The organism is Pseudomonas sp. CFBP 8770 (assembly GCF_014841705.1).
Lineage (GTDB): Bacteria > Pseudomonadota > Gammaproteobacteria > Pseudomonadales > Pseudomonadaceae > Aquipseudomonas.
In genome coordinates this window covers 33208-57855 of the sequence record NZ_JACYUL010000004.1, presented here as the reverse complement: position 1 = coordinate 57855, position 24648 = coordinate 33208, and the positions used below count along the sequence as shown (strand labels likewise).

Annotated in this window: 23 protein-coding genes; 9 read left to right on the top strand and 14 right to left on the bottom strand. The window is 64.2% G+C overall.

All coding sequences use genetic code 11. From position 1 onward, the window contains the following. Positions 1 to 88: 88 nt before the first annotated feature. The 3 genes from IFT98_RS09910 to dapE are packed head-to-tail and all read right to left on the bottom strand — an operon-like array spanning position 89 to position 2442. Positions 89 to 466, bottom strand: a complete 378-nt coding sequence (locus IFT98_RS09910) for a hypothetical protein (protein ID WP_192048348.1) — start codon at positions 464 to 466, stop codon at positions 89 to 91. A 12-nt stretch (positions 467 to 478) separates the two neighbouring features. Further along, positions 479 to 1291 carry a putative RNA methyltransferase gene (locus tag IFT98_RS09905; RefSeq protein WP_192048346.1) on the bottom strand — a complete coding sequence of 271 codons (813 nt, stop codon included), beginning with the start codon at positions 1289 to 1291 and terminating at the stop codon, positions 479 to 481. Further along, entirely contained in the window at positions 1291 to 2442 is a 1152-nt protein-coding gene (gene dapE / locus IFT98_RS09900) for a succinyl-diaminopimelate desuccinylase (protein WP_192048344.1), read from the bottom strand. The genes IFT98_RS09905 and dapE overlap by 1 nt, the downstream gene beginning before the upstream one ends. 226 nt (positions 2443 to 2668) lie before the next feature. On the opposite strand from dapE, the gene IFT98_RS09895 reads away from it, so the two are divergent. Further along, positions 2669 to 3325: a DUF1120 domain-containing protein gene (locus IFT98_RS09895; RefSeq protein WP_192048342.1), complete on the top strand. Its 657-nt coding sequence runs from the start codon at positions 2669 to 2671 to the stop codon at positions 3323 to 3325. A gap of 198 nt (positions 3326 to 3523) precedes the next feature. Further along, the gene (locus tag IFT98_RS09890) at positions 3524 to 4174 is read left to right on the top strand and encodes a DUF1120 domain-containing protein (RefSeq protein ID WP_192048341.1); all 651 of its coding nucleotides are present in this window, start codon (positions 3524 to 3526) and stop codon (positions 4172 to 4174) included. 7 nt (positions 4175 to 4181) lie between these two features. Here IFT98_RS09890 and IFT98_RS09885 read toward each other — a convergent pair whose 3' ends face one another. The 5 genes from IFT98_RS09885 to IFT98_RS09865 form a co-directional block, all read right to left on the bottom strand. Then, positions 4182 to 5294 carry a DUF1120 domain-containing protein gene (locus IFT98_RS09885; RefSeq protein ID WP_192048339.1) on the bottom strand — a complete coding sequence of 371 codons (1113 nt, stop codon included), beginning with the start codon at positions 5292 to 5294 and terminating at the stop codon, positions 4182 to 4184. After that, positions 5291 to 7690, bottom strand: coding sequence for a fimbria/pilus outer membrane usher protein (locus tag IFT98_RS09880; protein WP_192048337.1), 2400 nt, complete (start codon positions 7688 to 7690; stop codon positions 5291 to 5293). The genes IFT98_RS09885 and IFT98_RS09880 overlap by 4 nt, the downstream gene beginning before the upstream one ends. Then, positions 7690 to 8415, bottom strand: coding sequence for a fimbria/pilus chaperone family protein (locus tag IFT98_RS09875; RefSeq protein WP_192048335.1), 726 nt, complete (start codon positions 8413 to 8415; stop codon positions 7690 to 7692). Before IFT98_RS09875 ends, IFT98_RS09880 begins: the two co-directional genes overlap by 1 nt. A 235-nt stretch (positions 8416 to 8650) precedes the next feature. Continuing rightward, positions 8651 to 9310: a DUF1120 domain-containing protein gene (locus tag IFT98_RS09870; RefSeq protein ID WP_192048333.1), complete on the bottom strand. Its 660-nt coding sequence runs from the start codon at positions 9308 to 9310 to the stop codon at positions 8651 to 8653. A gap of 250 nt (positions 9311 to 9560) precedes the next feature. After that, complete coding sequence (locus tag IFT98_RS09865; RefSeq protein WP_192048332.1) at positions 9561 to 10241, bottom strand: spermidine synthase; 681 nt, start codon at positions 10239 to 10241, stop codon at positions 9561 to 9563. 234 nt (positions 10242 to 10475) lie between these two features. Here IFT98_RS09865 and IFT98_RS21235 point away from each other — a divergent pair, with 234 nt between their 5' ends. After that, on the top strand, positions 10476 to 10604 hold the full coding sequence (locus IFT98_RS21235) for a hypothetical protein (protein ID WP_442962774.1): 129 nt from the start codon (positions 10476 to 10478) through the stop codon (positions 10602 to 10604). Positions 10605 to 10751: 147 nt separating this feature from the next. Here IFT98_RS21235 and IFT98_RS09855 read toward each other — a convergent pair whose 3' ends face one another. Continuing rightward, the gene (locus IFT98_RS09855) at positions 10752 to 12806 is read right to left on the bottom strand and encodes a S9 family peptidase (RefSeq protein ID WP_192048330.1); all 2055 of its coding nucleotides are present in this window, start codon (positions 12804 to 12806) and stop codon (positions 10752 to 10754) included. A gap of 120 nt (positions 12807 to 12926) precedes the next feature. On the opposite strand from IFT98_RS09855, the gene IFT98_RS09850 reads away from it, so the two are divergent. From IFT98_RS09850 to IFT98_RS09840, 3 genes are read left to right on the top strand one after another with little or no spacing between them, the layout of a single operon-like run. Next, the gene (locus tag IFT98_RS09850) at positions 12927 to 13409 is read left to right on the top strand and encodes an MFS transporter (RefSeq protein WP_192048328.1); all 483 of its coding nucleotides are present in this window, start codon (positions 12927 to 12929) and stop codon (positions 13407 to 13409) included. 30 nt (positions 13410 to 13439) lie between these two features. Continuing rightward, positions 13440 to 14222 carry a class II glutamine amidotransferase gene (locus IFT98_RS09845; protein WP_122795224.1) on the top strand — a complete coding sequence of 261 codons (783 nt, stop codon included), beginning with the start codon at positions 13440 to 13442 and terminating at the stop codon, positions 14220 to 14222. Between the two features lie 42 nt (positions 14223 to 14264). Next, positions 14265 to 14804 (top strand): DUF2937 family protein, encoded by a 540-nt coding sequence (locus tag IFT98_RS09840; RefSeq protein WP_192048327.1) that lies wholly within the window; start codon positions 14265 to 14267, stop codon positions 14802 to 14804. A 63-nt stretch (positions 14805 to 14867) separates the two neighbouring features. Here the strand turns inward: IFT98_RS09840 and IFT98_RS09835 are convergent, their stop codons facing one another. The 3 genes from IFT98_RS09835 to IFT98_RS09825 form a co-directional block, all read right to left on the bottom strand. After that, positions 14868 to 16046 carry a vWA domain-containing protein gene (locus IFT98_RS09835; RefSeq protein ID WP_192048325.1) on the bottom strand — a complete coding sequence of 393 codons (1179 nt, stop codon included), beginning with the start codon at positions 16044 to 16046 and terminating at the stop codon, positions 14868 to 14870. Between the two features lie 30 nt (positions 16047 to 16076). Further along, the gene (locus IFT98_RS09830; RefSeq protein ID WP_056844259.1) at positions 16077 to 16922 is read right to left on the bottom strand and encodes an AAA family ATPase; all 846 of its coding nucleotides are present in this window, start codon (positions 16920 to 16922) and stop codon (positions 16077 to 16079) included. Between the two features lie 169 nt (positions 16923 to 17091). Further along, positions 17092 to 18168: a DUF748 domain-containing protein gene (locus tag IFT98_RS09825; protein ID WP_192048324.1), complete on the bottom strand. Its 1077-nt coding sequence runs from the start codon at positions 18166 to 18168 to the stop codon at positions 17092 to 17094. 123 nt (positions 18169 to 18291) lie between these two features. On the opposite strand from IFT98_RS09825, the gene cysK reads away from it, so the two are divergent. The 3 genes from cysK to IFT98_RS09810 all read left to right on the top strand — a co-directional run bounded on the left by cysK (position 18292) and on the right by IFT98_RS09810 (position 22487). Beyond that, positions 18292 to 19266 carry a cysteine synthase A gene (gene cysK, locus IFT98_RS09820; RefSeq protein ID WP_192048322.1) on the top strand — a complete coding sequence of 325 codons (975 nt, stop codon included), beginning with the start codon at positions 18292 to 18294 and terminating at the stop codon, positions 19264 to 19266. Positions 19267 to 19485: 219 nt separating this feature from the next. Then, a complete protein-coding gene (locus tag IFT98_RS09815; protein WP_192048320.1) occupies positions 19486 to 20424 on the top strand; it encodes an aspartyl/asparaginyl beta-hydroxylase domain-containing protein in 939 nt (312 codons plus the stop codon). Positions 20425 to 20534: 110 nt separating this feature from the next. After that, positions 20535 to 22487 (top strand): TonB-dependent receptor domain-containing protein, encoded by a 1953-nt coding sequence (locus IFT98_RS09810; RefSeq protein WP_192048318.1) that lies wholly within the window; start codon positions 20535 to 20537, stop codon positions 22485 to 22487. A 13-nt stretch (positions 22488 to 22500) separates the two neighbouring features. On the opposite strand, the gene IFT98_RS09805 is transcribed toward IFT98_RS09810, so the two are convergent. Both IFT98_RS09805 and IFT98_RS09800 read right to left on the bottom strand, forming a co-directional pair. Then, on the bottom strand, positions 22501 to 23829 hold the full coding sequence (locus IFT98_RS09805; RefSeq protein ID WP_192048316.1) for an ATP-binding protein: 1329 nt from the start codon (positions 23827 to 23829) through the stop codon (positions 22501 to 22503). Between the two features lie 29 nt (positions 23830 to 23858). Then, a complete protein-coding gene (locus IFT98_RS09800; RefSeq protein WP_192048314.1) occupies positions 23859 to 24605 on the bottom strand; it encodes a response regulator transcription factor in 747 nt (248 codons plus the stop codon). Positions 24606 to 24648: the final 43 nt, after the last annotated feature.

Below are 24648 nucleotides of genomic sequence, written 5' to 3'. Positions count from 1 at the left end.
CCTGCAGAGGTTGTGCATGGCCTACCTGCAGCGGTCCTGAATGGTTTTGTAGGAGCGGCCAGTGGCCGCGAACAGCCGCGCTGCGGTATCAGCTGGTACGCCAGGTGATTTCCTCTTCACCGTCGTCGCTGACACGGATCCAGCGGTCGGCATGCTCTTCGCCTTCTTCTTCCACCCAGCTGCCCGGCGCGCAGCGCACCTCGACATTGAGCGCCTTGAAAGCGGCACGCGCGCAGGCGACGTCGTCATCCCAAGGCGTGGCGTCGCTCTCCAGGTACAGACTGTTCCACTTGCCCACGGCCTTGGGCAGCCAGGTGACCGGCACGTCGCCCGCCTGGCACTTCCAGGTCTGGCCTTTCTGCTGCCAGTCGCTGCAGGGGCCCAGGGCCTGGCCGAGCCAGGCGGCGATGGCCTTGTGATCGACGTCGGCGTCCTTGAGGTAAATCTCGATATCAGGTTGGCGCATGGGTAGGCTCGCTCAGTCTTGACGCACAAAATAATCGTAGCGCATGGATACCGTGACCACGAGCGGCCGCGGCTGTTCGATCACCGCGGTCCGTCGCTCGGCGCTGGCGCGCCAGCCGTGGGGTGTCATCGCCAGCAGGTTGGCGCGCGATTGCGCGTCGATCAGCTTGAGCTTGAAGGTCAAGGTTTCATGGTGGGCATGCTGCATGCCCTCGGGCACCTGCAACAGGTGTTTGTCGTCGACGTAGTCGCGTACTTCGTCATACAGCTGCTCGCGCAGCTCCATCAGGTGGCCGCTGGTGGGCCCCACACGCATCAGACCGCCCCCCGGCGCCAGCAGGCGCTTGGCTTCGTCCCAGTCCAGCGGGCTGAAGACGCTGGTCAGGAACTGACAGCTGGCATCGGCCAGCGGTACGCGCGCCATGCTGGCAACCAGCCAATGCACCGACGGCGCTCGCTTGCAGGCGCGCTTGACCGCCTCGCGGGAGATGTCCAGGGCATACCCGTCGGCGCGCGGCAGGGCTTGGGCGATCTGTTCGGTGTAGTACCCTTCGCCGCAGCCGATGTCCAACCAGCGCCGTGGCCAGCGTTCGGCTGCAAGCTCGGCCAGGCGCTGGGCCACGGGCGCGTAGTGGCCTTCGTTGAGGAAGTCGCGACGGGCTTCGACCATGGCCTGGTTGTCGCCGGGGTCGCGGCTGTTCTTGTGCTGCACCGGCAGCAGATTCAGATAGCCCTGGCGCGCGCGGTCGAAACGGTGGCCGCTGGGGCAGACCATGCCGTTGTCGGCATTGGCCAGCATGGCGGTACAGAGGGGGCAGGTGAGCATCAGGCGAGTAACTCGACGAGGGTCTGGTAGTAGATCTCGGTCAGCACATCGAGGTCGCTGGCCAGGATGCGTTCGTTGACCTGGTGGATAGTGGCGTTCACCGGGCCCAGCTCGACTACCTGGGTGCCGAGAGTGGCGATGAAGCGCCCATCGGAGGTGCCGCCGCTGGTGGAGGCCTGGGTTTCACGGCCAGTGACGTTCTTGATGCTCGCGGCCACCGCGTCCAGCAGCGCACCTGGCTCGGTCAGGAATGGCAGGCCGGACAGCGCCCAGTCCACATGCCAGTCCAGGCCATGCTTGTCGAGAATGGCGGCAACGCGCTGCTGCAGGGCTTCGACCGTGGACTCGGTGGAGAAGCGGAAGTTGAACACCGCCGTCAAATCGCCGGGGATCACGTTGGTCGCGCCGGTGCCGCTGTTGAGGTTGGACACCTGAAAGCTGGTCGGCGGGAAGAACGCGTTGCCGTCGTCCCAATGCTCGGCGGCAAGCTCGGCCAGCGCCGGGGCCGCCAGATGGATCGGATTGCGGGCCAGATGAGGATACGCCACATGGCCCTGCACGCCGCGCACGGTCAAGGTCGCGCCGAGTGAGCCGCGACGGCCGTTCTTGACCACATCGCCAACCAGAGCAGTGCTCGACGGCTCGCCGACGATGCACCAGTCCAGACGCTCGTTGCGCGCGGCCAGGCGCTCGACCACCGCCTTGGTACCGTGATGGGCCGGGCCTTCTTCATCGCTGGTGATCAAAAAGGCCACTGAGCCGCGATGGTTTGGATGGTCGCCGACGAAGCGCTCGGCGGCTACCAGCATGGCCGCCAGACTGCCCTTCATGTCGGCCGCGCCGCGCCCGTGGAGCATGCCCTGCGCGTCGATCACGGCCTCGAACGGAGCGATCTGCCAGGCCTGGGTGGGGCCGGTGGGTACCACGTCGGTATGCCCGGCGAAGCACAGCACCGGACCGTCCTGGGTACCGTGAGTGGCCCAGAAGTTATCCACCTCTTCGATACGCATCGGCTCCAGCGCGAAGCCAGCCTGCCCCAGGCGCTGCATCATCAGCTTTTGACAATCGGCGTCCAGGGGCGTGACCGAAGGGCGGCGGATCAGGTCGCAGGCGAGCTGCAGCGTGGGCGAAAGGTCGGCGGCGGCCGTCATGGAAACTCCGGAAGCAGGGGCGGGCAAAGGGGCGATATGGTAAAGCAAAAACGCATGGGCCAACACCGCACGCCCGCTGGCGGCACTTTCGCGTCCCGAGACCTACATCGCGGCGCGCGCGTTCGTTGGGTACGGCAACCGATCTCTCATGTCTTGACCCGCGCTTGGCCATCACCATGCCGCAGGCGTCACCCCTTCCCGCGAGTGCATAGCCTGAGAGAACAATATGAACCCCGTTACCCGCATCACCGTGCTTGCCACGCTGCTCACCTCCCTTGCCACGGCCGTCGCCGCGCCGTCGGTGGACATTACCGTCACCGGTTCGATCGTGCCGGGTGGCTGCACACCCACCCTGAGCAACGCGCTTTTCGATCATGGGCGGTTGTATACCCGCGACCTGCTTGCTTCAGCGCCCACCGTCCTGCTCGATCGTGCCCGCACCTCAACGTTGAACATAAATTGCGAAGCCGCTACCGCTTACGCGCTTCGTGCGGTGGACAATCGCGCCGATTCAGTCCTGGAAAACAACGACGGCAGCCGTTTCGGGCTGGGCTTGACCAGCAAGAACGAGAAAATCGGCTCCTACAGGCTACGCATCGATCCTGAAGGCTCGAGCCTGGATGGCGAACCGCTTCTGCTGCTGATAGGCAGCCCCACGGGCAATGCCTGGTCTGCCGCCGAACGGCGTGCGCGCAGTTTGCGCAACGATGGTCAGCTCATTGGTCTGGCCAGCCGAAAAATCGATGGCGGCGGACCCATGCCGGCAAAGGACGCAGTGCTGACCTTGGTGTCCTACCTGACCATCGCGCCGACCGACAGTTTGACGTTGGACGCTGAAGTGCCCTTGGCCGGTGCCGCTACCCTTGAGTTGTTCTACTTGTAGGAAGAGCTAGGTGCAAAAAGAACTACGTGCAGGAAGAACTAGGTGCAGTCAGATCTACCTGTACCAAGATCTTTCGTAGGAACAGATTTACTTTTCATCAGAAATTTCCTCTTTCAAAGGGGAAACTTCCCCTTCAGCCTGAAGAGCGTGACCGGTTCCCCGTGCCGGTCAGCTCATCGGACAGTGAGGGACAACATCATGCATCCTGGCTTTCGGACGCTGACCGCCGTGCTGGCGCTCGGCTTCACCACGCCTGCTTTCTGCGCTTCCACTGTGGATATTCAAGTCACCGGAACGCTCGTTCCCAGCGCTTGCACGCCCATCCTGAGTGTCAGCACGCTGCACTTCGGCACCGTGAGTTCGGCCGACCTGCACCCCGAGCGACCTACCGCGATGATCGAGCACACGCCGAACCTGACGATTCAGTGCGGCACACCGACCTTGTATGGTCTGCGCCTGGTGGATAACCGCGCCGGTTCAGCCTACGACTCCGGCATTGCTGGTCGACTGGGTATGGGCCGCACGGCGGCGGATGAGCAGATTGGAGCGTATTATCTGCAAGTCGATCCAGCACGTTCGACCGTCGATGGCCGTCGTGTATTTCTCAGCCTCGGCGATCGTACCGGCAGCCTGTGGAGCACTTCTACCGCCCAGCCGATGGCGCTGCCTACCGACGGCAGTTTATTGGGGCTGGTCGACCGTGTCGGCGTAGACACCGGTGCCGTAGTGGTACGAACGGCCCAGCTGGGCATCCGCGCCCATGGCGTTATCGCTCCTGCGCGCAGCCTGACCTTGACCGATGCCGTGCCCTTGGACGGACACGTCACCGTGGAGCTGGTCTACCTGTAAGCATGCGCTACAGGTAGATGATCTCCAGTGTGGCCGAGCCGTCGATCGGGGTTTCCTGGCGTACGTCCAGCCCTCGGGCTGGAGCCAGGTGCAGTTCGACGGTCAGCGGCAATGACAGTCCAGACCAGGCGCCGGGTGTCGCTTGTCGCCCGAGTGCGGTGGGCTGGCCGTCACTGCGCAGCCATCCATCGGGGTGCGGTCGCCAGGTTTGGGCAGAAGCATCTCCGAGCAAGGGGTAAGCACTGCTGCCGTCACGACCGATCCCCGCGCCCAGCCGAGCAGTGAAACCGCCCAAGGCCTGACCGTCCGCCGTGCGGCCGATGCCGAACAACGTCGGAGCGGCAGCCAGGAGCTGGTCGCTGACGGAGCCGGCCCGGTTATCCAGCGCGCGGATAGCGAAGCGCGTCGGTGCGTCGCAGTCCACTTCCAGCACCGTTTGCCGGCTGAACGTGGTGACCGATTCGCGCCGCAGGTCGGCCATGCCAATGCGACCGAAGTTCACGTTCGCGTTGCCCCCCAGGGAGGGCCGACACGCCGCTGGAGCGAACCCGGCCCTCACCAGCAATGGCTTTTGCTGACCGACAATGTCGAAACTGCCGCTGGCCGACAGCTCATGGGCGTCGCTGGCGGCCAGCACGGTGGGGGCCAGCGTGGCCTGCAGTTCGATCTGCGCCTGCAGGTGTTTGCCCCTGACCGCGCGGCCGCCCCGCAGCGGCTGCAGTGACCGGTCGCCTTCCAGCGCCGCCGCGCCGGTGCGGGTTGCAGCCGGTGGTACAGCGGCCGCGACCTGGCCCCACTGCACGGGCTGATCGTCGACCGATGCCTGCAGCACGCTCAGACGGTAGGCACCTTGCGAACCCAAGGCATAGCCTTGGTTCGAGAACGGGCTGGCCCGATAGGCAAGCGTCAGATCCTGTTCGGTTTCACACAGTACGCTCAGGCTGAGTCGACGTGGCGGCAGCGGCAACTCGCCGGACTCCAGCTGCACGGTCGTGCGATTGAATTGACCCAGGTCGATGTCGGTCGGGCTGAGCGACAGGCTGCATGCCTGCGCCAATGCCTGCAACGGCGCTGCCAAGGCGATGGCCAGCAGCCCTGCCAGGCTGATGCGACGGTTCATGATTCGCGCTCCTCGACGCGGCACTGCGCCACGCTCTGCTCGACGCGGCACTGCGCCACGCTCTGCTCGTAATAGGCCTGGGTATCGGCGCTGGCCGGCAGCTCGAACTGCAAACGGCAGGGCTGCTCGTCCACCGTGCGGCTCCACAATTGCGGGCTCGCGTGGACATTGGGCACGAAGACCGCGCCGTCTTCCTGCACCAGCGTCACCAGTTGGCCCTGTGCATCGGTGACGCCCGTGCCGCGGTCGAGGCGCCGCCCGGCCTCGTCCTGCACCTGGAGCAGCAGGCGTCGCGTGACCTCCACGCCAAACGTGATCCGCGGCACGGCGCCACGCGAGACCTGGAGGGTAGCGGCGCCTTGGTGCACGTCGACGTTACGCGGTAACGAGGCGGTAGCCACCTGCACGTTGCTGCGACCGAACGGTGCCAGTTGCGGCAACACGGCGCGGCCCTTGCGGTCGGTCCACACGCTGCCGCCGGGGGTATCGATCTGCACGTTTGCGACATTTTCCAGGGTCAACAGGCCGAAGGTGTCCTGCAACGGGTAGGGCGACAAGGTGAAGCCATCTTCGTGGAGCACCACGGCGCCTCGTGCAGCGCCACTGTAGCCATGGCTGTCGCTGCCGTAGTTGGCATAGCCGACGTCCAGTTGACTGGCTTGGGTCAGCCGCGATACGCCGCCGTTGTAGCTCACCGCGCCAGTGCGACTGGCGCGCTCGGCGGCGACTCGGTACTGCGTGCGCTCGTCCCAGCGGCCTTGCACACCGCTGCCCAGGCGGATGCCGGTGCTGTCGTTGCGGGCGGTCGAACGCCAGTTCAAACCGTCACCCAGGGGCAGGCTGGCGCTGAAATACAAGGCATTGCCCAGGCCACCGTCGCCGGCCAGCTGCCATTGCCCGGTAGCGGTCAGGGACACGGGCCCGAGCCGTCGCCCCCAATTGACCTGGGCTCGACTGGAGCGTTGCCCGTCGAACGCCGTGGCGGTGGACCACGTGCCGCTCAGGCTGCCCGTCCAGGGATGGGTCCAGCCCAGGCCGAAGGCGTACTGATCACGCACTCGGCTTCGCTGGTCAGCGAGCTGATTCCACCCGCTGTCGATCAACTCACGATAGCCGACTGTCTGCCGACCGGCACTGAGCAAGGCTGACCAGCGATCGCCGAGCTGCTGATTGAGACTGATGCTGCCCTGCACCCCCTGGTCGTCCGATTCGCTGGCATGCGCGGCCTGTAACAGGCCCTGCGCTCGCGAGCCGGGCCACGGTTCCAGGTTGAGCCCGGCGCCGCCGGCGTTGTAGCCTTGGCCGATGAGGGCACCGCCACTGATACTGGCAGCCGGCGCCAGTGGGTAGCTGCCTCCGGCGCTCAACACCCAGGGTTCCCGAGCGCTGCGCCCGCTGTTGCGCAGCTGTCCGATGCCCACAGCAAAGCCTTGTGAGGGCAACTCCAGGCCCAAGGTGGCGGCCAGGACGGTAAAGGTGCGACGTTCGCCATCGGCCTCGATCACCGTGACCTCCAGGTCTCTGCGCCGGTCAAGTTGGGGAATATCGCTCAACTCGAAAGGCCCGGCCGACACCACGGTTGAATAGATCAGCACGCCGCTCTGGCGAACGTCCACCCGCGCCTGGGTAGCCGCAATGCCCTGCACCCGAGCGCCACTGGCGCCGACGCTCAAGGCTGGTTCGCTCATCCACTGCGCGCCGGTGACGCGCGCCCCGGCGAGCACCGGGTTGCTCAGGTTGATCTGGCCCAACTGCAGCATCGCCTGCTGGTCGCTGAAGGTGCGCTGCGCATAGGCTTCCATGTGCTGCAGGCTCGCCTTGCCCTGCACCGAGCTGTAGAACTGACGGCTGCGCAGGATCCAATCGCCTGCATTGACGCCGGCCTCGGTGTTGGCCGAAAGAAACCGGCTACGTTGACCGTTGAACTGGTTGTACAGGCCCTGCACGTCATAGTTGAGCAGGCCGGCAACCCCACCTCGGGTAAAGGCCGGGAGGTCGGCAGATGCGCTGCGCAACGCGGGTGCAGGTACCAACAGCCTGACCTCGCCGGCTTGTGGCATCAGCTCGATCAGGGTCTGCGGAAATTGCCCGAGGAAATCGCTGCAGGTGGGCCCGGTGTCGATCAGTTCACCCGCGTCGCGCACGGCCTGGTCGATACACAGGGCGCCTGCCGCGTCGAAGCGGGCCTGGACGATGCCTTTGGGCTGGCCGTTGACCCAAAGGCGCACGGCGTGCACGCCTTCGGTGAATCGCGCGGTCTGGCTCAAATAGGCGGCCAGGCTAGGGTCGATGCCCCGCAGGCGCAGGGTTTCGCTGTCGAATGGCGTCGCGTGTGCCGCCTGGGTATACAGCGCCAACGTCAGCGCGGACAGGGTGCTGCGTCTGACCGCAGTCATCAAGGCGCGCCTTGGTTCAGGGTTGCCTCATGGGTGCCTACGGCAAAACCGTACACGGTGGCGGGGGTGAAACGGATCTGCCCATCGGCGGCCGCCGACGCCTTGCCGGGCAGGGTCAAGGTGTCGCCGGGCAAAACGTAGCTGCGCGGCAGTTGCCACGGGGTCTGGCTTGGCAGGCTGTGCAGTTCCTGGGACAGGCGCACGACATAGGGGGTGGGGTTGGCAACCGTCAACTGGCCGTCGTGCAGCGACCAGTGCAGGCCTTTCCAGGGCTCGGCGTTCTTCGCCAGACCCTTGGGATGGAGAATCACCGGGAGGTTCTGCCGCACGTTCACCGACACCCGTGCCTCTCCAGGGGGAGCCGGCTGAGTGCTCTGTGCCAGGCCTTCGAAGATCACCCTTTTCAGGCGCTGGGTGGTCAGCGGCTCGGGGTTGGACAGGATGAAGCGCACCAACTGCGATTCTCCCGCCTCGACCCGTGCAATGGGTGGGGTAACGAACAGCAACGATGCCTTGTCTTCGGGGATGTGTTCCAGGGTGACGTGCAGCAGCGCTGGATTCTGGTCGCTATTGGTCACTTTGATGGCGGCCTCGGCTTTGCCTTCGTAAACGATGACCACCGAGGTTTCCGGGATCATGCCGTCGGCGAAAAGCCCAGGGCTGCAGGTCAGCAGGGCGGCGATGCACGCGCATCGAGGTAGGGGGCGGGTGAGGCGACGATTCATCAGGCACTCCAGGCAGGAAGATGCAAGGAAGACGGCCACGCCTTCCTCGGCACCGCAGTGCCGGGAAGATCTTGTGGGGCGATGGGGCTGCGCGGAGGCTGCGGTACTCTAAAAGCAATCCGCCAGGCTGCGACTCGGACCCTTCCGTGTTGGGCAGGGGAAAGGTTGGCGAGTACCGTAGGATTGATGGAAAGTGCGGCTCGGCGGATCTCGGAACCACCGCAGCGCCATCCTGTTAGAGGTAGACGACTTCGACGGTGGCGGCGCCGTCGAGGGCAACCTCATCGGTGAGCGTCAGCCCCTTGGCCGGTGCGATTTCCAGATAGGAACGCAGGGTGAGCACGGCGACTTCGACAGCGCTGGGACTGTCGCGGGTATCCACCGTCTTCGCCAGCCCGATCAACCGTCCATCGTTGCGAATGTTTTTCTCGGAGGTCGCCGGCGCGCTCCATGGGGAGCCAAGTGATGCTGCGGTCATCAGCAGTGCGGCGCCGCCGTCAAGCGTCGATCCGCGTACGGATATCTCCAGATAGTGCGCGCCGATCTTTTCATTCATCGGTGTAAATCCAATGCCATACGGCGAGACCACATTGGAGTAGCGCACAGCAGAGTCCGCTCGGTTGTCGATACCCTTGATCGCGTAAACCGTTGGTGCTGTACAGGTAATGGACAGCGTGCCCGTTTTTCCTTTTCCGGAAAAACTCGTGTATTGATCCTGGTTCAGATCCGCTTTGGAAATGCGGCCGTGGTTGAACTCGCTGGTACTCAAGACGGGCGTACACGCTGCCGGCACGATCGTTCCGGTAACAGTGAAATCAACTGTCGATGCTGCCATGGCAACCGGCAATACGGCCAGCACAGCGGCACCGCTCATCAGGCGGGATAATAGATTCATGAAGGCTTCCAGGTTGGCTAAAGGTCGTTGCACAACGCAACATCGCCGACTCTAGAAGGGGGCAGGGCATACCGTCAGTGAGCTGTTTCAGAAGTTTGCAGTGAAACTTCCTAGCTGATTTCCACAGCCAGACACGAATTCGCCTCTCACCGTAGGAGCGGTCATCGGCCGCGAAGCGGGCGCCGCGGTGCGTCTGGCGGACCGCGGTGCGTCCTTCGCGGCCACGGACCGCTCCTACGGCGCAGGTGGGTCAGATCTTCTGGGCGATCCAGATGGTATGGCGGGTGCCCTTGTTGCCGTGGGCGAACACCTGTACTTCCTCTGCCTTGAAGCCGGCCTTGCGCAGTTTGTCGCTGAACTGGCGGTCGGCGCTGGCCGACCACACAGCCAGTACGCCCTTGGATCTCAGCGCCTTGGCGCAGGCCGCCAAGCCGCCACTCGAATAAAGCCAGCTGTTGGCCTTCTGGGTCAGGCCTTCGGGGCCGTTGTCGACGTCCAGCATGATGGCATCGAAGCCGGCCGGCTCGGCCTGCAGTACCTTGGCGACATCCTCCAGGCGGATAACGGTGCGCGGATCGGCCAGTGGATTGCCGGCTTTTTCGCCCAGCGGCCCGCGGTTCCATTCGACCACGCCCGGGACCAGTTCGGCGACCACCACCTCGGCGGTCTTGCCCAGGTGCTTGAGCGCCGAAGCCAGGGTGAAACCCATGCCCAACCCGCCGATCAGCACCCGCGAATTCGGCCGCCCGGCCACTTTGCGGCAGGGGATCTCGGCCAGGGCGTCTTCGGAACCGTGCATGCGGCTGTTCATCAGTTGCCCGCCGTCACCGCCCTGGATCTTGATGACGAAGTCTTCGCCGTACTCGAACAGGCAGAGCGCACCGCCGTTGTCGGGGATCGGTGTGGTGTCGAGCAGTACGAAGCGTTTCATCGGTCAATCTCGGAAGGAGGACAAGGTAGTGCCATGGTAGTAGCCTGTGTCATCGGAACAGGCAGTCAGGCCTTGGGGTGTTCAATGAAGTTGCGCAGTGTATCGGTCTTTGCATGTGTTGCCCTGTGTGCCGGTGTCGCATCGGCCTCGTCGCTGCCCCCGGGATCGCCGGGTACACCCACGCCAACCCCCTATCCACAGGTTACCGTGCCGTCGACCCATGGCGGCGAGGGCATGAGCAATTCGCCGCCGTTGCTGCCGCCCATACCGTTGCCTGCACCACCGAAGGCCGAGAACGTCCCCGAACCCGAGCGTCAGGACACGCCGCCAACCCCGGTCAAGCCCAAGTCCCCCGGCGGTTGATCGCGTTTTCCCCGGCATACCGCATTCACCGCCGACGCGGCTCGCGCCGCTGCTACAGGCGGTCACAAGCCGCCTGAAACCCCGCGCCCCCTGTAGCAGCGGCGCAAGCCGCGTCCGGGTTCACCGCGTTCCTTCAGACACGCCACATCAAGATTGTTTGGGTGTGCCCAGGGCCTTGAGCACGAAGGCGTATTCCAACGCCACGTCGCGCAGGCCCTGGTAACGGCCGCTCATGCCGCCGTGGCCGGCGCCCAGTTCGGTCTTGAGCAACAGCAGGTTGTCGTCGGTCTTGTGCGCGCGCAAGCGCGCAACCCATTTTGCCGCTTCCCAGTACTGCACACGGCTGTCGTTGTAGCCGGCGATTACCAGCACGTGCGGATACGCCTGCGCCGTGACGTTCTCGTACGGCGCGTAAGCCTTGATGCGCGCATGCACCTCGGGCTCCTGCGGGTTGCCCCACTCGTCGTATTCGGTCACGGTCAGCGGCAGGTCGGGGTCGAGCATGGTGTTGAGCACATCGACGAACGGCACCTCCGCCACCGCCGCCTGGAACAGCTCCGGACGCTGGTTCAACACGGCGCCGATCAACAGGCCGCCCGCGCTGCCACCACTGATGACCAGCTGCTCGGCGCGGGTCAGCCCTTGCTCGATCAAGTGTTCGGCGCAAGCGATGAAATCGCCGAAAGTATTGCCTTTGTGTTCCTGCTTGCCCGCCCGATACCATGCCTCGCCCAACTCGCCGCCGCCGCGCACATGGGCGATGGCAAAGGCGATGCCGCGGTCCAGCAGGCTCAACCGCGCGTGGGAAAACCACGGGTCCAGGCTCTCGCCGTAGGCGCCGTAGCCGTACAGGTACAGCGGCGTGGCCTGCCCAACGAATGCTTTCTTCATCACCAGGCTGATCGGCACCTGAGTGCCGTCAGCGGCGGTAGCCCAGAGGCGCTGGCTGACATAGTCGTCGGCATCGAACCGACCCAGCACCGGGGTCTGCTTGAGCACCACCTGGGCACCGTCGCGCAGGTTCAGTTGACGAACCTGGCCAGGCCGGTTCAAGGCCTCGTAGCGCAAGCGAATCTGCTCGCTGGCAAATTCCAGGCTGTCGGACACATACAGGCTGTATGCGGCATCCGGCAGTTGCACAGGGTAGGGCGCCAGACCCTGGGCATGTACCTCGATGATCGGCAGGCCGCGTGCCCGCAGGCTCAAGGTGAAGGCAGCGGCATTGAGGGTAACCCCTTCGAGCATCACATCGTCACGGTGCGCGATCAGCGTTCGCCACTGCTCGCGAGTCGGCGCCGCGCCGGTGTCGGCAGCCTGGTAAAGGGCGAAGTTCATGCCCGACTGGTTGCTGCGGATGAACCAGGTCCAGGCACCGTCGAGTTGGCCGTGATCCGGATAGTATTCATGGTCCTCGACCCTTGGCGCCAGGCAGGTGAAATCCCCTGCAGGCTGGTCGGCATCCAGCACCCAGGCTTCGCTGGTGGTCTTGCTGTTGAGCAGCAGGATCAGCTGGCGCTCGGAGCTGGAACGGTAGCAGTGCAGGAAAAAGCGCCCGTCGTTCTCCTCGAACACCTGCTCGGCGCCATCGCTGCCCAAGGTATGGCGGTGCAGCCGGTGAGGGCGGTGGGTCTCGTCCAGTTCACCGAAGAACAGGGTCTGGCTGTCATTGGCCCAGGTCATGCTGCCGTCGCAGTCGTCGAAGGGCAGTTCCACCACCGCATCGGTGGCCAGTTCCTTGACGAACAGGCGGTAGATTTCGTCGCCACTGGTGTCCAGGCTGTAGGCCAGGCGCTGGTGGTCGGGGCTGATGTTGAATGCACCCATCGACAGGAAGCCGCCCTTGGCCAGCACGTTGGGGTCCAGCAGCAACTGCTCGGAGAGCTCGTCGACCTGGGTTGTGCCGTCGTCGGGACGTGCGCAGCGATAGTGCCGCGGGTACTCGTCGCCGGCGGTGGTGCGGGTGTAGTACAGCCATGGCCCCCACGGCGAGGCGAGGGACAGGTCGGTTTCGCGAATGCGCCCCTTTATTTCCTCGAACAACTGCTCGCGCAGCTCGGCCTGGTCGGCCAGCTGTGCCTCCTGCCAGGCGTTCTCGGCCTTGAGGTAGTCGAGCACATCGGCGTGGTCGCGCGCCTGCAGCCAGGCGTAGGGGTCGTCACCGGCGGCGACATGGGCGATGGGGGCGACGATAGGCTGGGACATGAGCGGCTCTCTTGGCGCGGGCGCTGCCGGTGCGTGCCCCGGGGGCACGACAACAGCAGCGCCGGGCAGGCGAAAAGCCGTTATCATAAGCGCCTATTTGCCTGCCATGCCACGGACACCATGACCGAGAACGACTATTTCCTCGCCTGGGGTATCTACGCCTTCGCCGCCCTGGGCTGCATTCTGGTGTGGTTTCGTATCACCCGCTGGATGTGGCGCTACCTGCGCGAGCCATTGCGCCTGCTGGGCGTGGTGCTGCTGCTGACGCCCACCGTGGTCGACCCGGCTCGCGACCTGCTGGCGCCGGCCGTGGCCATCAGCGCCCTGGAGCTGTTGTTCAAGATGGGCGGCAGTGCCTGGGGTGCGATTTCCGACCTGGCCATGGCCGCAGTGATTGCCCTGGGCGTGTACGTGATTTTCGCCCTGGTGCGCCTGCCGTTCCTGCGCAAGGCCCAGGCCCGGCGCCTGGCGCAGGCCGAGGTAGACGCCGCCGCGCAGCGCGAGGGCGACGATCGAAGCCGCGCACGTGGCGTTGAAGAACGCGAAGAGCGCCCCGTGCCCACGCCGCCACGGGACAACCTGCGGGTCGAACCGCGCATCTGAATCCACGTTCCATCGTCTCGAGTACCGTGCATGTGTGAACTTCTGGGCATGAGTGCCAACGTACCGACCGATATCGTTTTCAGCTTCACGGGCCTGATGCAGCGCGGCGGCCGAACCGGCCCCCACCGCGACGGCTGGGGTATCGCCTTCTATGAGGGCCGCGGCCTGCGCCTGTTTCAGGACCCGACCGCCAGCAGCGAGTCGGAAGTGGCGCAGCTGGTGCAGCGCTATCCGATCAAGAGCGAAGTGGTCATCGGCCACATTCGCCAGGCCAACGTCGGCAAGGTCTGCCTGGCCAATACTCACCCCTTCGTGCGTGAGCTGTGGGGACGCAACTGGTGCTTCGCCCACAATGGCCAGTTGGCCGATTTCGACCCGCGCGCCGATTTCTATCGTCCGGTGGGTGATACCGACAGCGAAGCGGCGTTCTGCGACCTGCTCAACCGCGTCCGCGAATCCTTTCCCGAACCGGTCGAGTTCGAGCGCCTGCTGCCTATTCTGGTGCAGGCCTGCGAGCAGTACCGTGGCCAGGGTGTATTCAACTGCCTGCTCAGCGATGGCGACTGGCTGTTCTGCTTCTGTTCGACCAAGCTGGTGCACATCACCCGGCGGGCACCTTTCGGTCCGGCACGCCTCAAAGACGTGGACGTGATCGTCGATTTCCAGGCCGAGACCACGCCCGACGATGTGGTGACGGTGATCGCCACCGAGCCGCTGACCGAGAACGAAACCTGGAACCGCTACGCGCCCGGCAACTGGGGCCTGTGGCGCCAGGGCGAGTGCGTGGCCACTGGACAGGCGCAGCCTGCCTGACACCCCACCGTGGCCCTGCCACCTTTGACTGAGAGGACGTTCATGCTGCGAAGCTACCTGCGACTTGTGCTGTTTGCCGTCGGCCTGCTGGTGGGTGTGCAAGTGCCCGGCCTGATCAACGACTACAGCCAGCGGGTCGAGGCCCATCGGCTCGAAGCGCAGCAGAGCCTGCGTGGTTTCAGCGAGACCGCGCAGCGCTTCTTCAATGGCGACCTGCAGGCGCTGGTGGCGCACTACCGTGCCAGCGAGGACCCGGTGTTCCGCAGCGACGCCGACAGCATCGGCGCACTGCTGGCCCGCAATCAGTTGCTGGAACGCGAGTGGCTAGCGCTGCAAGGGCCCTGGTATGCCAAAGCCTGGCATGTGCTGGCCAAGGCCGATCCGCAATTGCGCGAGGAAACCTTGAATGGCTACAGCTATCAGGTGCTGCTGGCGCCTGAGGCAATTGCCTGGGGCATCGCCTGTGCCCTGCTGTTGGCCTGGGTGGTGGAATGCATCATCCTGTTCATCGGCTGGACCCTGTGGTTCGGCCGTCGCCGCGCCAAACCGGTGGACGAGCCTCTGGTACGCCGCGAACGCTAGAGCGTGCTCCTACCTTCACCGTAGGAGCGGTCAGTGGCCGCGAACAACCTCACGCAATACCTCTCACTTGGCCAAGTAGCGCATCCCGTCTTCCAGGCCACTCAGGGTCAGCGGGTACATCCGCTGTTCCACCAGATCGCGAATGATGTGCGTCGACGCCGTGTACCCCCAGGTGCTCTCGGGGTAGGGATTGATCCAGATCAGTTTGCGGTAGGTCTGCATGAACCGCTGCAACCACACCAGCCCCGCTTCCTCGTTCCAGTGCTCGACGCTGCCGCCCGGATGAGTGATCTCGTAAGGTGCCATCGCCGCATCGCCGATGAACACCACCTTGTAGTCGGGGCCGTACTTGTGCAGCAGGTCGTGGGTGCTGATGCGCTCGGCGTTGCGCCGCTGGTTGTCCTTCCAGACCGTCTCGTAGACACAGTTGTGGAAGTAGAAATACTCGAGGTGCTTGAACTCGGTACGGCAGGCCGAGAACAGCTCCTCGCAGACCTTCACGTGGGCGTCCATCGAACCGCCGATATCGAACAGCAGCAACAGCTTCACGTTGTTGCGCCGCTCGGGACGCAACTGGATGTTGAGCAGCCCGCCATCGCGTGCGGTGTGATCGATGGTGCCGTCGATGTCCAGCTCTTCGGCCGCCCCTTGCCGGGCGAACTTACGCAATCGACGCAGTGCCACCTTGATGTTGCGCGTACCCAGTTCCACACCGTCGTCCAGGTTGCGGTACTCGCGCTGGTCCCACACCTTCACCGCCTTGCCCTGGCGCTCGCCGGCATCGCCCACGCGAATGCCCTCGGGGTGATAGCCACCCGAGCCGAACGGACTGGTGCCGCCGGTGCCGATCCACTTGCTGCCGCCGGCATGCCGGCCTTTCTGTTCTTCCAGGCGCTGCTTGAAGGCTTCGATCAGTTTGTCCAGGCCGCCCAGGGACTGGATCTGCGCGCGCTCCTCGGCGCTCAGCGAGCGCTCGAACTCCTTGCGCAGCCATTCTTCCGGGATCAGCGCTTCGAGGTGTTGATCGAGGTTCTGCAGACCATTGAAGTAGGCTGAAAATGCCCGGTCGAACTTGTCGAAATGACGTTCGTCCTTGACCAGGATTGTCCTCGCCAGAAAGTAGAATTCGTCCATGTCGGCGAACGTCACCCGCTGTTCCAGGGCATTGATCAGGTCGAGCAGCTCACGCAGTGACACCGGTACCTTGGCCGCGCGCATTTCATTGAACAGGTTGAGCAGCATGGCGCACGCCCTCGCAGTCGAAAAAGGGGATCAGCGATTGCCGCGCCGGCTCATGAACGCCAGGCGTTCGAGCAATTGCACGTCCTGTTCATTCTTGACCAGTGCACCGGCCAGCGGTGGAATGGCCTTGGTCGGATCACGCTCGCGCAGCACGGCTTCGCCAATGTTGTCGGCCATCAGCAGCTTTAGCCAGTCGACCAGCTCGGAGGTGGAAGGCTTCTTTTTCAAACCGGGCACCTTGCGCACATCGAAGAACACGTCCAGGGCTTCGGCCACCAGGGTTTTCTTGATGTCGGGGTAGTGCACGTCGACGATGCGTTGCAGGGTCGTGCGGTCGGGAAAGGCGATGTAGTGGAAGAAGCAGCGACGCAGGAATGCGTCGGGCAGCTCCTTTTCGTTGTTGGAGGTAATGATGATGATCGGGCGGTGACGGGCCTTGATGGTTTCGTTGGTCTCGTAGACATAGAACTCCATCTTGTCGAGTTCCTGCAGCAGGTCGTTGGGGAACTCGATGTCGGCCTTGTCGATTTCATCGATCAGCAGGATGACCCGCTCGTCCGCCTCGAACGCCTCCCACAGCTTGCCTTTCTTCAGGTAGTTGCGCACATCGTGGACCTTGTCCACACCCAGTTGCGAGTCGCGCAGGCGGCTGACCGCATCGTACTCGTACAGCCCCTGGTGGGCCTTGGTCGTGGATTTGATGTGCCAGGTGATCAGGCGCGCGCCGAACGACTCGGCCAGTTGTTCGGCCAGCATGGTTTTGCCAGTGCCCGGTTCGCCCTTGACCAGCAGGGGTCGTTGCAGGGTGATCGCGGCATTGACCGCCAGCTTGAGGTCGTCGGTGGCGACATAGGCGGGAGTGCCTTCGAACTTCATGGGGCTGTCCTCGGTGATCAAAAGTAGTGGCCGACTATATAGCGCGGTAAGGTGTTTGTGGTGTGTCAGGTAGGGCCTCTTCGCGGGCAGAGACCCGCTCCCACAAGGTCCGAGCCAACCTTGTGGGAGCGGGTCTCTGCCCGCGAAGACGTCGGCCGGGCCACTCACATCATTCCTGCTTGGGCGGCGCTTGTTCATAGCGTGCATTGAAAGCCTGCACGAATCCGTTGCGCAAGATCTGCCAGAACGCCTGCAATGGGCTGATGTCCTGACGATGCACATTGCCGCTGAGTTCGACCCGGGTCGCGAACTGGTTCTGCGACTGGTTCTTGAGCACCGTCTCGGTCCCACCGACCACGGCCTCCCAGATGGAACGGAAGAAACCCTTGTCCTTGTTCTCGACGTCCTGTTGCCAGTTGAACACGTCGACATTGTGCAACAGCGGTTTGATGTAACCGCTCAGGCGGGCGTTGTCGGCGTCGGCCTCGATCACGATGTCACCACTGCCGGCGTTGAAATCGAACTTGCCATAGGCACCCGAGAAATCGTTGAGCCGACGCAACTCGATGCCGGTGGCGCGCAAGCGGAATTCGAAGTCTTCGAAGTTGCTGAACGGATCGAACGTAGCCGTGCTTTCAATGGGGGCCTGGCCGAACAGCTTGGCGCGGCCTTCGAAACGCGCATCGCGCTTGCCTTCGAGGTCCTCGACATTGGTCAGGTTGTACAGGCTGGCGTTGACCTGGGTGGCGCTGAGGTTGACCTGCGGTTTGGACGAGAAATTGCGGAAGCTGATCTTGCCATCGTTGACCCGCACTTCGTTCAAGGTGATCGGCAGCAGCTTGTTCATCTGGTCGCGCCAGTCGGTGCCGGCACCGGTCTGGGTGGCCTGCTTGTTGGCGCCGCCGTCGACGAAGTTGAGCTCGGGGCGCAGGAATTCCACATGTGCGACCACAGCATGCTTGTTCCACAGGGCGTGCCAGCTCACCGCGATGTCGATCACCGGTGCGTCGAGCAGCGGTACGGGCACTTTGCCGGAGGTCTTGACGATCTGCAGGCCGTTGATCTGATAGGCGCCGCGCCACCAGGCCAGGTCCACATCGCTGACGCGGCCCTTGTAGTCGCCCATGTCGGCCAGCTTGTCGTTCAGGTAGTCGCGCACCAGATAGGGCAGGGCGATGTGCAGCCCCAGCACCAATACGACCAGGCCGGTCACGGTCCATAGCGGCCAGCTGTAGCGACGTTTCATGGCAGACTCTCCAGAACGATAGTTAGCGATTGACTGTCCACAGTCTCATCCGTTCGCTGGACTCGCCCCCATCGCGGGCTTAACCTTGGATTTTTCCTGCTGCAGCACAAGGACCCTTACGCCATGAGCCGCATTTACGCCGACAACGCCCATTCCATCGGCAATACGCCGTTGGTGCAGATCAACCGCATCGGCCCGCGCGGGGTGACCCTGCTGGCCAAGATCGAGGGGCGCAACCCCGGTTACTCGGTCAAGTGCCGCATTGGCGCGAGCATGATCTGGGACGCTGAAAGCTCGGGCAAGCTCAAGCCGGGCATGACCATCGTCGAGCCGACGTCGGGCAATACCGGCATCGGCCTGGCATTCGTGGCCGCTGCGCGCGGCTACAAGCTCATGCTGACCATGCCCGCGTCCATGAGCCTGGAGCGCCGCAAGGTGCTCAAGGCGCTGGGTGCCGAACTGGTGCTGACCGAGCCGGCCAGGGGCATGAAGGGCGCCATCGAAAAGGCAGGGGAGATCGTCGCCAGTGATCCCGAGCTGTATTTCATGCCCCAGCAGTTCGACAACCCGGCCAATCCGGCGATTCATGAGAAGACCACCGGGCCGGAGATCTGGAACGACACCGACGGCGCCGTCGACGTGCTGGTGGCGGGCGTGGGTACCGGCGGTACCATCACCGGTATCTCGCGTTACATCAAGCAGGTGCAGGGCAAGTCGATCCTCAGCGTTGCGGTCGAGCCGCTGGGCTCGCCGATCATTACCCAGGCCATGGCTGGCCAGGAAATCAGCCCGGCACCCCACAAGATCCAGGGCATCGGCGCCGGCTTCATTCCGAAAAACCTCGACCTGTCGCTGGTGGATCGGGTCGAGCTGGTCAGTGACGACGAAGCCAAGGCCATGGCGCGGCGCCTGATGCAGGAGGAGGGCATCCTCTGCGGTATTTCCTGTGGCGCGGCGATGGCGGCTGCGGCCAAGCTGGCGGAAAAGCCGGAAATGCAGGGCAAGACCATCGTGGTGATCCTGCCCGATTCGGGCGAACGTTATCTGTCGAGCATGCTGTTCAGCGACCTGTTCACCGAGACCGAGCTGCAGGCTTGATCGCTCTGGTGTGACGGCTGACGCCTTCGCGGCCGATGACCGCTCCCACGGGTCCGGCTGGCTTTCTGTGGGAGCGGTCCGCGGCCGCGAAAGCCGCGCCGCGGTACCCCTTACACACCGCGCTCCCTTCGCGCAGCCCGACCACCGTCCAACGCCTTTCATTTCCAGTCGGGCCACCAGGGTTTATCATGACGCACTGCCCACTCGAGGATCCGCTCCATGACCCTTTCCTTCGCCGCCAAGGCTGCCGTGTTGCTGCTGTTCATCGGCAGCACGCTCTACGTGCACCTGCGGGGCAAGGCGCGTCTGCCGGTGTTGCGCCAGTTCGTCAACCATTCGGCTCTGTTCGCCCCCTACAACGCCTTGATGTACCTGTTCTCCAGCGTACCGTCCAAGCCCTATCTGGACCGCAGCAAGTTCCCGGAGCTGGATGTGCTCAAGGATAACTGGCAGGTCATCCGCGACGAGGCCATGCACCTGTTCGACGAGGGCTACATCCGCGCCGCCGAAAAGAACAACGATGCCGGTTTCGGCTCGTTCTTCAAGAAAGGCTGGAAGCGTTTCTACCTCAAGTGGTACGACAAGTCCCTGCCGTCGGCAAACACGCTGTGCCCGCGCACCGTCGAACTGGTCAACAGCATTCCCAACGTCAAAGGCGCCATGTTCGCCCTGTTGCCCGGCGGCAGCCATCTGAACCCGCATCGCGACCCCTTCGCCGGTTCGCTGCGCTACCACTTGGGCCTGTCGACGCCAAACTCCGATGCCTGCCGCATTTTCGTGGACGGTGAGGAGTACGCCTGGCGCGATGGCGACGACGTGATGTTCGACGAAACCTACGTGCATTGGGTCAAGAACGAAACCGAGCACACCCGGGTCATCCTGTTCTGCGACATCGAACGGCCGCTGAGCAACCGCTTCATGGCGAGCCTGAACAAGCGCGTGAGCGCCTTTCTGGGACGTGCCACCGCACCGCAGAACCTGGACGACGAACGCGTGGGCGGCATCAACCAGGCCTATGCCTGGAGCAAGACCTTCAGCGATCGCTTCAGCGGCAAGGTCAAGCAGTTCAAGCGAGCCAATCCCAAGGCCTACCGCGTGCTGCGCCCGGTGCTGGCAGTGGTGGTGCTGACGGCGCTAGGTTACTGGCTGTTCGGCTGACCGCTCGGCCAGCCCTGACACCGCAAATCCTGCCCTGTCACACCTTGTCCAACCTTCGCGCCTGAGGATGCATACGATTCGCTTTTACAACAGAATCGTAGGGAAGTTCCATGCATCCTCCACTTTCCTTGCGGCCCTTGGCCGCAATGATCGCCCTGGCCGCTGCCGGGCTGGCGCAAGCCGAACCGATCGAACTGGCTGCACCGACCGTCCTCGACGAGGTCGTGGTCACAGCATCAGGCTTCGAGCAAAGCGTGGAGGACGCCCCGGCCTCCGTCACCATCATCACCGGCGATGAACTGCGCAAAAAATCCTACAACGACCTCGGCGACGCCGTGCGCAACATCGAGGGGGTGGTCGTCAATGGCAGCGCCAATGAAACCGATATCTCCATCCGCGGCATGCCACCGGACTACACCCTGATTCTGGTCGATGGCAAACGCCAGAGCAGCCGTGAAACCCGGGTCAACGGCAACCGTGGCTACGAGCAGAGTTTCGTCCCACCGGCCGAAGCCATCGAGCGCATCGAAGTGGTCCGCGGACCAATGTCTTCGCTGTACGGCTCGGACGCCATCGGCGGCGTGATCAACATCATCATCCGCAAGGTCTCCACGCAGTGGGGCGGCTCGGTTTCCTACGATTACGCCGCGCGTCAGCACAGCGACCAGGGCAATTCGCGGCAGACCCAGTTCTACCTCAACGGCCCGCTGGTGGAGAAATACCTAGGCGTGCAGGTCTGGGGCCGTTACCTCGACCGCCAGGCCGATGACGACGTGGAACTCACCAACGGTTTCACCAAGGCCGACCACAAGGACCTCACCGCACGCCTGGCCTTCACGCCCACCGAGGATCACGACATTCTCCTGGAAGGTGGCGCCACGCGCCTGAAGAACGGCGACGGTACCAGCGTCAACTGGGCCACCCGCGAGCAGGAAAACAACCGCGATCACTATTCCCTTTCGCACCAGGGCCGCTGGGGCTGGGCCACCTCGGACGTGTCCCTGGCCTATGAAAAGGCCAGCCGCGAAGGCAAGGCGGCGGCCAACCAGCCGGAGATTCTCGGACGCAAGCCAGTGGTGGAAAACACTGTGCTCGATGCCAAGCTGGTCATCCCTACGGCCTACAACATCACCACCACCGGGTTGCAATGGAACCGCGCCAAGCTGACCGACTGGAACCAGGGCTTGATGGACGGCCGCGACTACGAGTTTTCGGTGACCCAGAAAGCGCTGTTCGCCGAGAACGAATGGTCGGTGACCGACGATTTTGCCCTGACCACCGGTGCCCGGGTGGACGAGCACGAGCAATACGGCACCCACGTCAGCCCACGGATCTACGGAGTATGGCGCGCCACCCCGGACTGGACGTTCAAAGGTGGCGTAGCGCGCGGCTTCCAGGCACCGGAGATTCGCGCCGTGGTGCCCGGCTACGCCACCATTCGCCGCAACACCTACGTCAATCTCGGCAACCCGGACCTCAAGCCGGAAACCAGCACCAACTACGAGCTGTCGGCGCTGTGGTCCAATCGCAACGACCTGTCGGCCGGGGCCACGGTGTTCCATAATGTCTTCAAGGACAAACTGTCCACGGAAAACACCGCGCGGCGCTGGAACGGCTACATCGTCCAGGACCGCATCAACGTCGATGAAGCGACGATCACCGGTGCCGAGCTCAACGGACGCTGGGACATCACCCGCGCGGTGGCGCTGAAGGGCAACTACACCTACACCGACTCGGAGCAGAAGAGCGGCAGCAATGCCGGCGCACCGCTGTCGCTGACACCCGAGCACAAGGCCAATATCAGCGCCGACTGGACCCTGTCTGACCGCGCCCAGGCCTGGGCGTCAGTCAACTACTACGGGCAGGAATACGGCACTACCTTGAGCGGCGAACCTGCGCCGGCCTATACCACCGCCGACGTCGGCGGCTCGTACGAGCTGACCCGCGACATCACCCTCAAGGCCGCGGTGTACAACGTCGCCGACAAGCGCCTGGACGACGACACCTACGGCACGGTCAATTACGGTCGGACCTTCTGGATGGGTACCACGCTGCGCTTCTGATACCCGCCGACGTTCAGACTGGCAGGCGCACCAGGGCTGCCAGGCCCGGTGCGCGGTTTTCCAGTAACAGTTCCCCGCCGTGGGCCTGCACGCAGGCGCGGGCAATCGCCAGGCCCAGGCCCAACCCGCCTCCCTGGCTGGGGTCGGCACCGCCTTTGCCCAGTTGCACGAACGGCTCGAACACCTGTTGCAACCAGGCAGCGTCGATCCCCGGCCCGTGGTCGCGGATCTCGATGCACAGTCCGCCCGCATCTTCGCGGTACAGGCGCAATTGCGCATCGCCGCCATGGCGCAAGGCGTTGTCGATCAGGTTGGTCAGGGCGCGCTTCAACGCCAGTGGCCGGCAGCGACACGTCATGGGGGGCGAGCCCGCCCACTCGACGGGCGTGCCCAAGGTCTGGTAGCGCCGCGCCAGGTCTTCCAGCAAATCACTCAGCGACACCTCGGTAGTAGCCTCCTGCACCGCATCGCCGCGCACGAAATTCAGCGTTTCACTGACCATCGCCCGCAACTCGTCGAGGCTATCGAGCATGTCTCCGCGCAGGGTAGGGTCTTCCAGCAACTCGACCTGCAGGCGCAGCTCGGTGATGGGCGTGTTGAGGTCGTGGCTGAGGGCGGCCAGCATGCGCGTGCGGCCTTCGACATGACGGGCGATCCGCGCCTGCATCACATTGAACGCCAGTGTCAGTTCGCGGGCCTCGCGCGGGCCGGACAGCGGCAGCGGCGTGATCCATTCGCCACGGCTGACCCGCTCGGTGGCCAGCGCCAGGCGCTTGACGGGCGCGACCACCCGGCGCATGAAGAAAGCCACGATCAACAATACCGGGATGGTGCTGACCGGCACGCTGTAGGCCAGCAGTCGGCCCCACTCATAGGCACCGGCCGGTGCCTGCTCGGCATTGAGCTGTGCACCGTTGGGCAGGCTTATCGAGCTGCGCAGGCGCAGCGCCTCCCAACCGGCGCGCTTGAACAGGTGCTCACGGGCCGGGCCGCCATTGCGCCGTTCCAGTTGCAGGACGACCACGGTGTCTTGCTGCAACCCCAGACGCTGGCGTACGGCCGTGGCCAGGCGCTGTTCTTCACTGTGCATGACGAACGGCTGCACCTCGGCGTCGGGGGCGATCCAGAAACGTGTATCGGCAGTGGTCATGGCCTCGAGCAAGTGCTGCGCAGCGTCAGGGGGCAGATCGCGGGCGGCGTGGTAGGCGCTGGCCAGCCGCTCGACCACCAGCGTGCGCGACAGCGGGTGCACCAGCGAACCGGTGCGTTGCAGCAGCAGTACGGCAATCAGGTTGGACGCCAGCAGTGCCAGCAGCAGCAGGACCGCCAGTTGGCGCGCCATGGTCTGAGGCCATGCTTTGCACAGCCCCCTCATGCCGGCTGCTGGGCGACGTTGGCCGCCAGGCGATAGCCGCCACCCCACACCGTTTGCAGCAACAGAGGCTGCAGGGCGCTGTCGTCCAGCTTGCGGCGCAGGCGGCTGATCTGCCGGTCGATGGCGCGATCGAACAGGTCGCTGCCGGGGCGCGAGGTCAGCTCGATCAAGCGTTCGCGACCCAGCACGGTATTGGGATGATCCAGGAAGACTTCCAGCAAGCGGCCCTCCACGGTGCTCAAGCGCACCTCGCTGCGGTCTCGGCGGGTCAGTGTGTTGCAGCCGCTGCGAAAGCTCAGGTCGGCGAAGTGGTAGCAGCGCAAGGGCGCTGGCAGGGCTGCCGGCACGGCCGTCACCGTTGTGCCCAAGGTGCCACGCCGGCGCAGCACGCTGTGGATGCGCGCTACCAGTTCACGCGGCTCGAAGGGCTTGACCACGTAGTCATCGGCACCGGCATCCAGGCCCTGAACGCGGTCGGCGCAGGCATCGCGCGCGGTCAACAGGATGACCGCCGCCGTGGACTTGTGCGCCAGCGCGCGACACAGCTCGAACCCATCGCCGTCGGGCAGCATCACATCGAGGATCAGTACGTCGAACACGTCCTGCTTGAGCAGCGCCCACATGCCGGCAGCGTCTTCGGTGGTGCGCACGTCGAAACCGAAGCGGCGCAGGTAGATGGCCAGCGGCTCGCGGATCTTGCGGTGGTCATCGACCACCAGCAAGCGAGGAGAGGAAGGATTCATGATGATTGCGTTCGCGGATGATTCTCATTCGGAACGCGATACT

Excerpts from the sequence above, each read along its gene's own strand:
- IFT98_RS21235 (WP_442962774.1), top strand. The coding sequence starts at position 10,476 with ATGAGCAATTCGCCGCCGTTGCTGCCGCCCATACCGTTGCCTGCACCA.
- IFT98_RS09815 (WP_192048320.1), top strand. The coding sequence starts at position 19,486 with ATGACCCTTTCCTTCGCCGCCAAGGCTGCCGTGTTGCTGCTGTTCATC.
- IFT98_RS09880 (WP_192048337.1), bottom strand. The coding sequence starts at position 7,690 with ATGACTGCGGTCAGACGCAGCACCCTGTCCGCGCTGACGTTGGCGCTG.
- IFT98_RS09855 (WP_192048330.1), bottom strand. The coding sequence starts at position 12,806 with ATGTCCCAGCCTATCGTCGCCCCCATCGCCCATGTCGCCGCCGGTGAC.
- IFT98_RS09905 (WP_192048346.1), bottom strand. The coding sequence starts at position 1,291 with ATGCTCACCTGCCCCCTCTGTACCGCCATGCTGGCCAATGCCGACAAC.
- IFT98_RS09910 (WP_192048348.1), bottom strand. The coding sequence starts at position 466 with ATGCGCCAACCTGATATCGAGATTTACCTCAAGGACGCCGACGTCGAT.
- IFT98_RS09830 (WP_056844259.1), bottom strand. The coding sequence starts at position 16,922 with ATGAAGTTCGAAGGCACTCCCGCCTATGTCGCCACCGACGACCTCAAG.
- IFT98_RS09835 (WP_192048325.1), bottom strand. The coding sequence starts at position 16,046 with ATGCTGCTCAACCTGTTCAATGAAATGCGCGCGGCCAAGGTACCGGTG.
- dapE (WP_192048344.1), bottom strand. The coding sequence starts at position 2,442 with ATGACGGCCGCCGCCGACCTTTCGCCCACGCTGCAGCTCGCCTGCGAC.
- IFT98_RS09805 (WP_192048316.1), bottom strand. The coding sequence starts at position 23,829 with ATGGCGCGCCAACTGGCGGTCCTGCTGCTGCTGGCACTGCTGGCGTCC.
- IFT98_RS09865 (WP_192048332.1), bottom strand. The coding sequence starts at position 10,241 with ATGAAACGCTTCGTACTGCTCGACACCACACCGATCCCCGACAACGGC.
- IFT98_RS09800 (WP_192048314.1), bottom strand. The coding sequence starts at position 24,605 with ATGAATCCTTCCTCTCCTCGCTTGCTGGTGGTCGATGACCACCGCAAG.
- IFT98_RS09870 (WP_192048333.1), bottom strand. The coding sequence starts at position 9,310 with ATGAATCTATTATCCCGCCTGATGAGCGGTGCCGCTGTGCTGGCCGTA.
- IFT98_RS09845 (WP_122795224.1), top strand. The coding sequence starts at position 13,440 with ATGTGTGAACTTCTGGGCATGAGTGCCAACGTACCGACCGATATCGTT.
- IFT98_RS09810 (WP_192048318.1), top strand. The coding sequence starts at position 20,535 with ATGCATCCTCCACTTTCCTTGCGGCCCTTGGCCGCAATGATCGCCCTG.
- IFT98_RS09885 (WP_192048339.1), bottom strand. The coding sequence starts at position 5,294 with ATGAACCGTCGCATCAGCCTGGCAGGGCTGCTGGCCATCGCCTTGGCA.
- IFT98_RS09890 (WP_192048341.1), top strand. The coding sequence starts at position 3,524 with ATGCATCCTGGCTTTCGGACGCTGACCGCCGTGCTGGCGCTCGGCTTC.
- IFT98_RS09875 (WP_192048335.1), bottom strand. The coding sequence starts at position 8,415 with ATGAATCGTCGCCTCACCCGCCCCCTACCTCGATGCGCGTGCATCGCC.
- IFT98_RS09895 (WP_192048342.1), top strand. The coding sequence starts at position 2,669 with ATGAACCCCGTTACCCGCATCACCGTGCTTGCCACGCTGCTCACCTCC.
- IFT98_RS09840 (WP_192048327.1), top strand. The coding sequence starts at position 14,265 with ATGCTGCGAAGCTACCTGCGACTTGTGCTGTTTGCCGTCGGCCTGCTG.
- IFT98_RS09825 (WP_192048324.1), bottom strand. The coding sequence starts at position 18,168 with ATGAAACGTCGCTACAGCTGGCCGCTATGGACCGTGACCGGCCTGGTC.
- IFT98_RS09850 (WP_192048328.1), top strand. The coding sequence starts at position 12,927 with ATGACCGAGAACGACTATTTCCTCGCCTGGGGTATCTACGCCTTCGCC.
- cysK (WP_192048322.1), top strand. The coding sequence starts at position 18,292 with ATGAGCCGCATTTACGCCGACAACGCCCATTCCATCGGCAATACGCCG.